This is a genomic window from Janibacter sp. RAF52, from assembly GCF_052114035.1.
Lineage (GTDB): Bacteria > Actinomycetota > Actinomycetes > Actinomycetales > Dermatophilaceae > Janibacter > Janibacter hoylei.
The window spans coordinates 34,793-46,319 of the sequence record NZ_JBFRDY010000015.1; the positions used below are offsets into that span (position 1 = coordinate 34,793).

Consider the following 11,527-nt stretch of genomic DNA (forward strand, 5'->3'; position numbering starts at 1 on the left):
AGCGGGTTAGGTTGGCCGACATGCGACGTCGATCCGTGCTTGCCGCCGTGCCCCTCGCCCTGACGCTCGTCGCGGGGTGCTCGGCCTTCGAGGATGCGGCCCCGCCGGCCGAGGCCCTCGAGACCGCCCGCACGACCTTCGTCGACGCCGGCTCGGTCGGCTTCGACCTCAAGCAGTCGGCGATCCCCAAGGGGCGCAACGGCGTCTCCGCGGCCACCGGCTCCGGCATCGTCGACAAGACCACCCCGAAGTTCCAGGGTCAGGTCACCGGCGTCATCGACGGCAACTCCGCGGGCGTCGAGATCATCGCCGTCGACGACAAGACGTGGATGTCCTTCTTCACCAAGGACTTCAACCCCGTCGACATGGCCGACCTCGGTGCGCCCAACCCGGCCGAGTTCTTCCGCACCGGCAGCGGCGTCGACCAGATCCTCGCTCACACCTCCGACGCCACGGCCGGGGAGCGCACCCGATCCGGCGACACGGTGCTGCAGGAGTACACGGGGACGATCCCCAAGGAGGACATCACGCGCCTGTTCAACCTCGGCGAGGGGCGGGAGACCTTCGACGTCACCTACGGCATCGAGCCCGACAGCGGGGAGCTGCGCTCGGTGAAGATCACCGGGGACTTCTACAAGGAGACCGAGACGACCTTCACGCTCACCCTCAAGGACTACGGCATGAGCGTGCAGATCGACGAGCCGTCCTCCTGACGTGGCCGGCCTGACCGGGGCCAACCCCCGGACCCTGCTCACGCTCGCCTCGACCGCCGTCGCCCTCGCGGCCGCCGACACCTACGTCGTCGTCCTCGCGCTCACCGACATGATGAGCGGCGTCGGGCTGGGGCTGGACAACCTGCAGCGCGCCGCGCCGATCATCTCCGGCTTCCTCCTCGGCTACATCGCCGTGCTCCCGCTCATCGGCCGGCTCGCCGACCTCGTCCCGCGGTCGCGGATCCTCCTCGGGTGCCTCGTCGTCTTCGTCATCGGCTCCGGCATCACCGCGCTCGCCGTCGACCTCGACGTGCTCGTCGCGGGGCGCGTCGTCCAGGGCGTCGGCGGGGGCGGTCTCGTCCCGGCCACGCTCGCCCTCGTCGCCGACCTGTGGCCGCCCGGCCGCCGCGGCATGCCCCTCGGCGTCGTCGGCGCGGTCCAGGAGCTCGGGTCGGTGCTCGGGCCGCTGCTCGGTGCCGCGGTGCTCGTCGTCGCCGACTGGCGGGCGATCTTCTGGCTCAACGTCGTGCTCGGCGTGCTCCTGTGGGTGGCCATCGCGGTTGCGACGCGTCCCTTCGAGACGGCCGCGGACGGCCTCCTCAGGGATCGGGGGGAGACGGCCGCGGACGGCCTCCTCAGGGGTCGGGGGGAGACGGCCGCGGACGGCCTCCTCAGGGATCGGGGGGAGACGGCCGCGGACGGCCTCCTCAGGGATCGGGGGGACAGCGGGGAGGACCGCCCCCTTCGTCCTCGGCTGGTGACCACGGTGCTCGGCGTCGTCACCGTCGGCCTGCTGTGGCTGACCCTCGCGGCGCCCGCCGCGCTCGCCACCGACGTCTACCTCGGCCTGCCCTTCGTCCCCGTCGTCGGGACGAGCCGGCTGCTCACACCCATCGGCCTGGTGACACTGGGGCTCGCCCTCACCCTCGTCGCGCTGACGGCCCGCCGGTGGTGGCCGCCGCTGCGGGAGAGTGACCTACCCGGGGCGCTGCTCCTCGGCACGACACTCGGGTGCGTCGTCCTGACCTTCAGCTCTGCCGACCCCGAGACCGAGGTCGTCGGGCCGCTCGGCTACGCCCTCCTGCCCGTGGCAGTCGTCACCGCCCTCGCCTACGTGTGGCGGCACCGGACCGCGGTCTCCCCGCTGGTGCCGCGCGGCACGGTGCGTGGTCGCACGGGCTGGGCGCTGCTCGTGTCGCTGCTCGTCGGGGTCGCGCTCGTCGCCGTGGTCGTCGACGTGCCCCTGTTTTCACGACTCACCACCTCCGGGTCGCAGACCGATGCGGCGATGGAGCTGGTGAAGTTCCTCGTCGCCGTGCCCGTCGGCGCCCTGCTCGGCGGGTGGGTCCTGCGCTGGGTCGGTGACGGCCTCTCCGCCGGGGTGGGGCTGCTCCTCGCCGCGTCCGGCCTGCTCGTGATGTCCGGCTGGGACCGGGGGTCGCTCGCCGAGGTGAGCTCGACGATCACGCTCGCGCTCGTCGGCCTCGGCCTCGGCATGGCCCTGGCGCCGGTCAACGACGCGGCCCTCGCCGATGCGCCCCAGCACGCCCACGGCACGGCGAGCAGCCTCGTCGTCGTCGCCCGGATGGTCGGGATGGTCGTCGGTCTCGCGCTGCTTACCGGCATCGGGCTGCACCGGTACTACGAGGCGGTCGACGCCCTGCCCCGGGAGCAGCAGACGAGCGGGCAGGCGCTGCTCGACGCGGCGCTGCTGCAGGTGCACACCGTCTTCGTCGGGGCGGCTGGGGCCGCCTTCGTCGGTGCTCTGCTCGCCCTCGCCTGCCTCGGGATCAGGCGTCGTGAGGGGTCAGGCTCGCTGGCTCGCGGGCTCGGCGTCGAGGAGTAGCTCGATCTTGTCCGCGACGAGGCCGGGTGCCTCGTAGGTGATCATGTGACCGACGCCGGTGACGGACCAGAAGTCCGCGCCCGGGATGCCGGCAGCCAGGCGCCGACCGGCCGAGACGGGGGTGAGCCGGTCGCGGGAGCCGGTGAGGACAGCCGTGCGGACCCCGGCGAAGGGCGCGAGGTGCTCGCGGAAGTCGAGCCCACCGATCGCCCGGTGCCAGTCGGCGACGACATTGGCCCGCGTGCTGCTCGTCAGCCGACCCGTGGCGCGCACCGCCACCGGGTCGGGGTCGTCGCCGAAGAGGTTGGCCGCCGTGAGGCGTGGCGTCGTCGGCAGGCCCCGGGCGGGTGCCGGCAGGCGCCCGAGGAGCGCCATGGCCAGGCCCTCGCCGGGGACGGGTCGGCGCCGGCACAGGTGGGCGGCGGTGCCGACGAGCGCGGCGCCGCGGACGCGCCGGCGGAAGAGCTCGGGGTCGATCTGCGCCAGGGCCATGACCGTCATGCCACCCATCGAGTGCCCGCCGAGGACGACGTCACCGTCCGGGGCCGACTCGACGAGGACCTCGCGCAGGGCCGCGCCGAGGTCGAGCAGCGAGACCGAGCGCGAGCGGCCCGGTGTCGAGCGGCCGTGACCGGGCTGGTCGTAGGTGATGACCCGCAGGTGAGGGCGGCGTCGCTGGAGCTTGGCGACCACCGGGTCCCAGGTCTCGGCGGCGAGGCACCAGCCGTGGGCGAGGACGAGGGTCGGGCCCTGAGCGGACCCAGACCGCGGCGCGTGCTCGCGGACCGCGAGGCGGGCGCCGTCCGGGGCGACCACGGTGCTCACGGGGGCGGTCGTGCTCACCGGGGGGCGCCCCCTTCGACCGTCTTGTCCACGGCCGCGCCGTCGTCGCCGTCGAGACCGACGATGACCGGGGCGTGGTCGCTCGCGCCCTTGCCCTTGCGCTCCTCGCGGTCGATGGCCGCGCCGCTCACCCGCTCCGCGAAGGAGGCCGACCCGAGGACGAAGTCGATGCGCATGCCGCGCCGCTTGGGGAAGGCGAGCTGCTGGTAGTCCCAGTAGGTGTACGTGCCCGGTCCGGGGGCGTAAGGGCGCACGACGTCGACGAAGCCGGACTCGAGGAAGGCGTTGAAGGCCGCCCGCTCCGGCGGGGAGACGTGCGTCTTGTCGGCGAAGTACTCCATCGACCACACGTCCTCGTCCTGGGGCGCGACGTTCCAGTCGCCGCAGAGGGCGACGGGGGTGCCGTCGGCGGCCCACTCGACGGCGCGGTCACGCAGCCGGGCCAGCCACTGCAGCTTGTAGGCCATGTGCGGGTCGTCCAGGGTGCGGCCGTTGGGCACGTAGAGCGACCACACGCGCACGCCACCGCACGTCGCGCCGATCGAGCGCGCCTCGGGCGCCACGGGATCGCCGAAGCCGGGGTCGCCGTCGAAGCCGACCGCCACGTCCTCGAGCCCGACCCGGGAGAGGATCGCCACGCCGTTCCACTGGTTGAGGCCGTGGTGGGCCACCTCGTAGCCGAGGTCGCGGAAGCGGCGATACGGGAACTGCTCCTCCTTGGCCTTGGTCTCCTGGATGGCGAGCACGTCGACGTCGCTGCGCTGCAGCCAGGCCTCGACGCGGTCGACGCGGGAGCGGATGGAGTTGACGTTCCAGGTCGCGATGCGCACGGGCGACACCCTAGCCACCGCAGGTGACAGGGCGGCAGTGGTGGTTGGTGTGGGCTGCGGTTCTTCGTTCCCGACCAGACCTGGGGCTGGCCACGGCGAAGGGGGGTCGTTAGCGTGCGCAGCATGCGTCCCTTCATCGAGATCCCGGCCGCCGACGGGACCGCCGAGGCGATCGTGGCCCGACCCGACGACGATCAGCCGCACCCCGGCGTCCTGCTGTGGATGGACGCGATCGGCCTGCGCCCGCGCATCGAGGAGATGGCCGACCGCATCGCCTCGTGGGGCTACGTCGTGCTGGCGCCCAACACCTTCTACCGGCTCGGCAGCGCCGCCGAGATGTCGCCTCCGGCGGGCATGGACCTCACCGACCCGGAGCAGCGGGCGGCCTACGGGCAGCAGAGCTTCCCGCGGGTGGCGGAGCTGACCAAGGAGCGGACCGAGGCCGACGTCGCTCCCTTCGTCGCCGCGCTGCGTGGGCTGCCCGGTGTCGCCGACGGCCCCATCGGGACCACGGGTTACTGCATGGGCGCCAAGCACGCGACCCGCGCCGCGTGCGTCGACCCGAGCATCGCGGCGTGCGGCGGGTTCCACGGCGCGCAGGTCGCCTCGGACCAGCCCGACAGCCCGCACCTCTCCCTCGGCAGCGCCCGCGCGGCCTTCGTCTACGGGCACGCCGACAAGGACCAGTCCATGCCGCCCGAGAGCGTCGAGCTGCTCGACCGCACGCTGACCGAGCACGGGCTGACCGCGACGACCGCCGTCTACCCGGACGCCCCGCACGGCTACACGATGACCGACACCTCGAGCCACCAGCAGGCGGGCGAGGACCGCCACTGGCGCGAGCTGCGCGAGCTCTTCGACCGGGTGCTGGGCGCATGAGCAGGGCACTGGTCACCGGCGCGACCGCCGGCATCGGGCGGCAGTTCGCCGAGCAGCTCGCGGCGAAGGGGGTCGACCTCGTCCTCGTCGCCCGCGACGCCGTCCGTCTGGAGGCCGTGGCGGCCGAGCTCGCCGCCCGCCACCGGGTGGACGTGGAGGTCCTGCCCGCCGACCTGTCCGACCGGGCGCAGCTCGAGCGGGTCGCCGAGTGGCTGCGCGACACGGCCCGGCCGGTCGACCTGCTCGTCAACAACGCCGGCTACTCGCTGGGCTCGCGCTTCGTCGACAGCCCCGTCGAGGCCGAGGAGCAGCTGCTCGACGTGCTGGTGCGCGCGGTGCTCGTCCTCAGCCACGCCGCCGCCACGACGATGGTCGGGCGGGGGAGAGGGCAGGTCATCAACGTCTCGTCCGTCGCCGGCCTCACGGCGAGCGGCACCTATGCCGCCGCGAAGTCCTACGTCACGACCTTCACCGAGTCGCTCTCCGGGCAGCTCGCCGGCACCGGGGTGCAGGTCATGGCGCTGCTGCCCGGCTACGTGCGCACCGAGTTCCACGAGCGCGCCGGGATCGACAAGGGGTCGCGGTCCGGGCCCTTCTGGCTCGACGCGAGCGACCTCGTGCGCCAGGCGCTCGCGGACGCCGAGCGCGGGCGGGTCGTGTCGATCCCCAGCGCGCAGTACAAGGCTGTCGTCGCCCTGGCGCGGCACATCCCGCGGGCGCTCGTGCGCAACCCGCGCGTCACGGCGCTGCACCGCAAGCCGGACTGACCTCCCCTTCGCCCTGCGCCCGGGTGACCGTATTTCCCTAGGGAAATACGAAGGGGGGGCTCAGAGCAGGCCGAGGACGGCGGCGGGGCCGGTCGGGAGGTCGAACGCCTCGCGCAGGCGGGCGTGGACCGCCCGCAGCTCGTGGGCCCAGGCGATGAGCCGGGTGTGCTCGCCCTCCGTCACGTGCGGGCGAAGGGCGTGATGCGCGCATGACGCGTCCTCCTTCAGGTGCGGCGCCTCCATGCCTGACACGGTCTGCCACCGGCACACGACGCAGGCCACCGACCTGGTCCATAGACTGCGGGCGTGACTGACATCGCCGCCGACCGCGCCCGCCTGCTCGAGATCGTCAAGGACAAGGCCATCGTCCACGGACGCGTGACCCTCTCCTCCGGGGCCGAGGCCGACTACTACGTCGACCTGCGCCGCATCACCCTCGACGGCGAGGCCTCCCCGCTCGTGGGCCGCGTCATGCTCGACCTCGTCGCGGACCTCGACTTCGACGCCGTCGGCGGCCTGACCCTCGGCGCCGACCCGGTCGCCACGTCGATGCTCCACGCCACCGCGGCGAAGGGGGAGCGGCTGGACGCCTTCGTGGTGCGCAAGGCAGGCAAGGCCCACGGGCTGCAGCAGCGCATCGAGGGCCCGGCCATCGCGGGCCGACGGGTCCTCATCGTCGAGGACACCTCGACGACCGGCAACTCGCCGCTCGAGGCCGCCACTGCCGCTCGCGAGGCAGGCGCCGAGGTCGTCGCCGTCGCGACGATCGCCGACCGGGCGACCGGTGCCGCGGAGAAGTTCGCGGAGACCGGCCTGGAGTACCGCCACGTCTTCGGGCTGGAGGAGCTCGGCCTGGCCTGAGCCGCCCGCCGTCCGGGCAAGCGAGACCGGCCGTGTGGGGGAACGGCCTGCTGCAGGTTAGGCTCTCCTAAGCCCGTTGTACCCGGCCTCAGGAGAGCCATGAAGATCGCCGAGCTCAAGGACCGCGTCGTCCTCGGCGCCGCTCGCGCATACGCCCGCCGCACGATGGCCGACTACGCCGAGCGCCCGGAGGAGTCGCAGTTCGAGGTCACCGTCGCGCGCGTCGTCGACCTCAACCCCGTGATGCGCCGGATCACCCTGACGGCCCCCGAGCTCGCCGAGTACCGGCTCCTCGGTCCGGACGAGTACTTCGGCCTGCTCATGCCGGGCGCCGACGGCCGGCTGCACCTGCCCGACCCCGAGCGGACCAACGTGCGCGCGGCGATCAGCGAGATGGACGAGAGCGAGCAGCCGGGGCTGCGCTGGTACACGGTGCGCGAGCTGCGCCGCGATACCGCCGAGCTCGACGTCGACATCGTCACCCACGGCGACTCCGGGCCCGGGTCCGCGTGGGCCACGGCCGCGCAGGTCGGCGACCGGGCCGCCTTCCGCTCCGGGGGTGCGCTGTACTCGAGCTTCGACGAGGCACGTCAGCTCATCGTCGCGGACGAGACGGCCGCGCCGGCCCTGCTCGCGATCCTCGAGGAGCGCGACCGTCGAGGCCTGCCGGGTCTCGGTGAGGGCATCGACGCGCACGTCGAGGTGCCGTCCGCCGAGGTGCTCGACGGACTCGACGTCCCCGCCGCGGTGACGGTGCACGTCCGCGGCGCCGGCGACCCGGGCAGCGCCGTCGTCCCCGCGATCGTGGCCGACCCCGCCTCGACCTGCGACCTCGACTACGCCTGGGTGTGCGGCGAGTCCGGGCTGGCGACCTCCCTGCGCCGTCACCTCGTGCAGGAGGTCGGGATGGACAAGCGCTCGATCACCTTTTCCGGTTACTGGAAGCTCGGCGCCGCCCGCGGCTGAGCCAGGCGCGGACGCAGAGGAGGCCCGGCGCAGCATCAAGCCGAAGTCGAGAACGACCACGCGACCACGCGACGACGAGGGACTTCGGCAGCGCGCCGGGTCTCCTCGGCGGCCGCCACGTGTCGCAAGTCGGCAGGTAGCGTTCCACCCATGGAGCCCCACCTCGTCGCCCTGGATGTCGACGGCACGATCCTCACCCACGCCGGCGAGCTGCGCCCGGCCACGCGCGACGCGATCCGGGCGGTCGCGGACGCCGGGCACCACATCGTCATCTCGACGGGCCGGTCCGTCGTCGCCACGACCCCCGTGCTCGAGCTGCTCGGCCTCTCCCACGGCTGGGCCGTCTGCTCCAACGGCGCCGTGACCCTGGAGCTCGATCCCGCTGAGCCGCAGGGCTACCGGATCGCCGACACCGTGACCTTCGACCCCCGCGAGGCGCTCACCCTCGTCATGCGGCACGCACCGCACATCCTCGTCGCGGTGGAGCAGGTGGGGGTCGGCTTCAAGGTCGCCCGGCCCTACCCGGAGGGTGTCCTCCAGGGCGAGCAGGTGGTCGTCCCCTTCGAGCAGCTCGTCGACGGGCCGACGACACGCGTGACCTTCCACGACCCCGACGCGGCGAGCGAGGACTTCCTCGAGCTCGTCGAGCGCATCGGCCTGCACGGGGTGAGCTATGCCGTCGGGTACACCGCCTGGCTCGACCTCGCGCCCGAAGGCGTCTCCAAGGGCTCGGCCCTCGAGCTCGTCCGACGACGGCTGGGGGTCGAGCCGCACCGCACCTTCGCCGCCGGCGACCAGCGCAACGACCTCGAGATGCTGCGGTGGGCCGCCCGCGGCGTCGCCATGGGCGGCGCGCCGCCCGAGGTGGTGGCCGCCGCCGACGAGACCACGGGGTCCGTCGACGAGGACGGGTTGGCGCACGCCCTTCGTCCGCTCGGGTAGTCGCCACCACGTCCGGCGGCGGGCATCATGATCCGGTGACCTCTGCTCCTGATCTCGGCGACGCCCGCCGCGCCGCACGCACGGTGGGTGACCACCCGGCACTCGAGGCGTTGGCGCGCGCCGGCTTCGTCGCCTCCGGCCTGCTCCACATCGTCCTTGGCTACACCGCGGGTCGCGTCGGCTGGGGAGGAGGCGGGCAGGCGGATCAGTCCGGTGCGCTCGCCACGCTCGCGAGCAACCCTGCCGGCACCCTGCTCATGTGGGTCATCACCGTGACCCTCGCCGGCCTCGTCCTGTGGCAGCTCACCGAGGCCGTCACCCCCGGCGCGGGTGACGGCGCAGCCGATCGGGCCAAGGCGGTCGGCAAGGCCGTCGTCTACGCCGCGATCGCCTGGACCGCAGGGCAGTTCGCCATCGGGTCGGGCTCCTCCTCGTCGTCGGAGCAGTCGTCGCAGGACGTCACCGCGACGCTCATGCAGCAGCCCGCCGGGCAGTGGCTCGTCGGCGGGGTCGGCGTCGCCGTCATCGCCGTGGGCGGCTACCACGTGTACAAGGGTGTCGCCCGCACCTTCCTCGAGGACCTCGAGGAGCATCCCGGGCGCATCGCCACGGTCCTCGGCGCCGTCGGCTACCCGGCGAAGGGGGCCGTCCTCGCCCTCGTCGGGGCCTTCTTCGTCATCGCCGCGGTGCGGCACCAGTCCTCGCAGGCCGACGGCCTCGACGGGGCGCTCAAGTCCCTGCGCGACGAGCCCTTCGGTCCCGCGCTGCTGACCGTCGTCGCGGTGGGGCTCGTGGCCTTCGGCCTGTACTGCTTCGCCCGCGCACGTCACCAGCGCATCTGACCCAAAACCACTTGCCCGGCGAAGGGGGAGTCCCTAGCCTGATCGGGTCCGACCGGCCGGTGACAGCGCCCGGTCCCCCCGACCCGAAGGTGATGACCCGCCCGATGCGGCACCAGATCTCCCGCGACTGACCAGCGCGACCGACCGCGGCCCACGCACCGCGAGTCCCGTCGGCGCGCTCGCCGCCACGGCAGGAGATCACCCATGTCAGCACCCCCCCCGGGGGCGGACGCCCTCGTCACCCTCACCCACCTCACGCTCGACTGGCCCGACGGCACCCGTGCGCTCGACGGCGTCAGCGGGTCCTTCGGCCACGGCCGCACCGGCCTCGTCGGGCGCAACGGCTCGGGCAAGACCACGCTGCTGCGGCTCATGGCCGGCGAGCTCACGCCGACCGACGGGACCCTCCACGTCGCTGGCTCGGTCGCGACCCTGCCGCAGCAGCTCGCCCTCGACACCGGCCTCACGGTGGCGCAGGCCCTCGGCGTCGCACCGGTCCTCGCGGCCATCGCAGCGATCGAGGCCGGGTCGCTCGACCAGGCCGACTTCGATGCGGCAGAGGGGCGCTGGGGCATCGAGGCCGAGGCGCTCGGTGCCCTGGCGGCGCTCGGGCTGACCGCCGACGGCGGCTTCCTCGACCGCCGCCTCGGGACCCTCTCCGGCGGTGAGGTCGTCACCGTCGGCCTCACCGCGCTGCAGCTGCAGCGCGCCGATGTCGCCCTGCTCGACGAGCCGACCAACAACCTCGATCGCGCCTCCCGCGAGCGCCTGGTCGCCGCCGTCGACGCCTGGCCGGCGCACCGCTCGCTCGTCGTCGTCAGCCACGACACCGAGCTGCTCGAGAACGTCGACCGCATCGTCGAGGTCCACGGGCGCGAGCTGCGCAGCTTCGACGGGCCGTGGTCGGTCTACCGCGCGGCGATCGACGCCGAGCAGCAGGCCGCGGTCGATGCCGTGCAGGCGGCGGAGCAGGACCTGCGGCGCCAGCGCCGTGACCGCATCGACGCCGAGCTCAAGCTCGCCGGCCGGCAGCGGATCGCCGACCGCGACTACGCGAGCAAGCGGGCGCCCAGGATCGTCATGAAGACCTGGGGCATGCAGGCGGAGAAGTCGGCTGCCAAGCACCGCGACGTCCATGACGACCGGCTGCAGCGGGCCGAGTCCGCGCTCGCCGACGCCGAGGGGCGGGTCCGCGAGGACCGCTCGGTGCGCATCGAGCTGCCCGCGACGCGGGTGCCGGCGGGGCGGACGGTTTTGGAGCTGCAGGCGAAGGGGGAGGGCCTGCCCCTTCGAGGCGCCCACGCGAAACGTGGGACCCAGCGCCCGGGGGCGCTCGCACCGCAGGACGGCGCCTTCGTCGTGCGGGGGCCGGAGCGCATCGCGCTCACCGGGCCCAACGGTGCCGGCAAGACCACGTTGCTGCGTGAGGTCCTGGGCCTGCCGACCGTGGTGGAGCCGGCCGCACGGCTCGTGCGGCGCATCGACGAGGTGGGCCACCTGCCGCAGCGGATCCAGCTCGACGACGACCTGACGATCCTCGAGACGGTCCGGGCCACCGCACCGACGGTGCCGCAGCAGCAGGTGCGGGCGTCGTTGGCGCGCTTCCTCTTCCGCGGTGCCCTCGCCGAGCGGCAGGTCGCCGGACTGTCGGGCGGCGAGCGGTTTCGGGTGGCGCTGGCCACGGTGCTGCTCGCCGACCCGGCGCCGCAGCTCGTCGTCCTCGACGAGCCGACCAACAGCCTCGATGTCGAGAGCGTCGATCAGCTCGTCGACGCTCTCGCCGCCTACGCGGGGGCGCTGCTCGTCGTGAGTCACGACGAGACCTTCCTCGAGCGGATCGGGATCACCCGGCGCTGGGGGGTCGCCGCCGGCCGCCTCGCCGAGTGCGTATTTCCCTAGGTGTAACTGGGCATGACCTTGGTGACGCGGGTCTTGGCGCGGGTTGCGGGTGGCTGGTCCCCGATGGCGCTGTGGGGGCGATGGTAGTTGTAGTGGATCAGCCAGGTTTGCAGGTGTTGGCGGCGTTCTTGTTCTGAGG

The 11,527-nt window shown here is 73.4% G+C and carries 13 protein-coding genes; 9 read left to right on the forward strand and 4 right to left on the reverse strand.

Annotated elements, in window-relative coordinates; translation table 11 throughout:
* The first annotated feature begins 20 nt into the window (after nucleotides 1–20).
* Entirely contained in the window at nucleotides 21–713 is a 693-nt protein-coding gene (locus AB4Y78_RS15050; protein ID WP_441715173.1) for an LppX_LprAFG lipoprotein, read from the forward strand.
* Nucleotide 714: 1 nt separating this feature from the next.
* Nucleotides 715–2,559, forward strand: a complete 1,845-nt coding sequence (locus AB4Y78_RS15055) for an MFS transporter (protein ID WP_441715175.1) — start codon at nucleotides 715–717, stop codon at nucleotides 2,557–2,559.
* Here the strand turns inward: AB4Y78_RS15055 and AB4Y78_RS15060 are convergent.
* A complete protein-coding gene (locus tag AB4Y78_RS15060) occupies nucleotides 2,521–3,402 on the reverse strand; it encodes an alpha/beta fold hydrolase (RefSeq protein ID WP_441715177.1) in 882 nt (293 codons plus the stop codon). The two genes, AB4Y78_RS15055 and AB4Y78_RS15060, sit on opposite strands and share 39 nt — an antisense overlap.
* Nucleotides 3,399–4,232 carry an exodeoxyribonuclease III gene (locus AB4Y78_RS15065; protein ID WP_441715179.1) on the reverse strand — a complete coding sequence of 278 codons (834 nt, stop codon included), beginning with the start codon at nucleotides 4,230–4,232 and terminating at the stop codon, nucleotides 3,399–3,401. Before AB4Y78_RS15065 ends, AB4Y78_RS15060 begins: the two co-directional genes overlap by 4 nt.
* Nucleotides 4,233–4,355: 123 nt before the next feature.
* On the opposite strand from AB4Y78_RS15065, the gene AB4Y78_RS15070 reads away from it, so the two are divergent.
* Nucleotides 4,356–5,111, forward strand: a complete 756-nt coding sequence (locus AB4Y78_RS15070) for a dienelactone hydrolase family protein (protein ID WP_441715181.1) — start codon at nucleotides 4,356–4,358, stop codon at nucleotides 5,109–5,111.
* Entirely contained in the window at nucleotides 5,108–5,878 is a 771-nt protein-coding gene (locus tag AB4Y78_RS15075) for an SDR family NAD(P)-dependent oxidoreductase (protein ID WP_441715183.1), read from the forward strand. The genes AB4Y78_RS15070 and AB4Y78_RS15075 overlap by 4 nt, the downstream gene beginning before the upstream one ends.
* Before the next feature lie 60 nt (nucleotides 5,879–5,938).
* Here AB4Y78_RS15075 and AB4Y78_RS15080 read toward each other — a convergent pair whose 3' ends face one another.
* The gene (locus tag AB4Y78_RS15080) at nucleotides 5,939–6,121 is read right to left on the reverse strand and encodes a hypothetical protein (protein WP_441715185.1); all 183 of its coding nucleotides are present in this window, start codon (nucleotides 6,119–6,121) and stop codon (nucleotides 5,939–5,941) included.
* A gap of 63 nt (nucleotides 6,122–6,184) precedes the next feature.
* Between AB4Y78_RS15080 and pyrE the strand changes: the two genes are divergently transcribed.
* The 5 genes from pyrE (at nucleotide 6,185) to AB4Y78_RS15105 (ending at nucleotide 11,388) form a co-directional block, all read left to right on the forward strand.
* Nucleotides 6,185–6,739 carry an orotate phosphoribosyltransferase gene (gene pyrE / locus AB4Y78_RS15085; protein WP_441715187.1) on the forward strand — a complete coding sequence of 185 codons (555 nt, stop codon included), beginning with the start codon at nucleotides 6,185–6,187 and terminating at the stop codon, nucleotides 6,737–6,739.
* A 99-nt stretch (nucleotides 6,740–6,838) separates the two neighbouring features.
* A complete protein-coding gene (locus AB4Y78_RS15090) occupies nucleotides 6,839–7,705 on the forward strand; it encodes a siderophore-interacting protein (protein ID WP_441715189.1) in 867 nt (288 codons plus the stop codon).
* A 150-nt stretch (nucleotides 7,706–7,855) separates the two neighbouring features.
* The gene (locus AB4Y78_RS15095) at nucleotides 7,856–8,647 is read left to right on the forward strand and encodes an HAD family hydrolase (RefSeq protein ID WP_007924874.1); all 792 of its coding nucleotides are present in this window, start codon (nucleotides 7,856–7,858) and stop codon (nucleotides 8,645–8,647) included.
* Nucleotides 8,648–8,682: 35 nt separating this feature from the next.
* Nucleotides 8,683–9,489, forward strand: coding sequence for a DUF1206 domain-containing protein (locus AB4Y78_RS15100; protein ID WP_282072320.1), 807 nt, complete (start codon nucleotides 8,683–8,685; stop codon nucleotides 9,487–9,489).
* A 204-nt stretch (nucleotides 9,490–9,693) separates the two neighbouring features.
* A complete protein-coding gene (locus tag AB4Y78_RS15105; protein ID WP_441715194.1) occupies nucleotides 9,694–11,388 on the forward strand; it encodes an ATP-binding cassette domain-containing protein in 1,695 nt (564 codons plus the stop codon).
* Here the strand turns inward: AB4Y78_RS15105 and AB4Y78_RS15110 are convergent.
* Nucleotides 11,385–11,527, reverse strand: a 143-nt coding sequence (locus AB4Y78_RS15110; RefSeq protein ID WP_441737273.1) for an integrase core domain-containing protein, incomplete at its 5' end; no start/stop codon positions are given. The genes AB4Y78_RS15105 and AB4Y78_RS15110 overlap by 4 nt on opposite strands.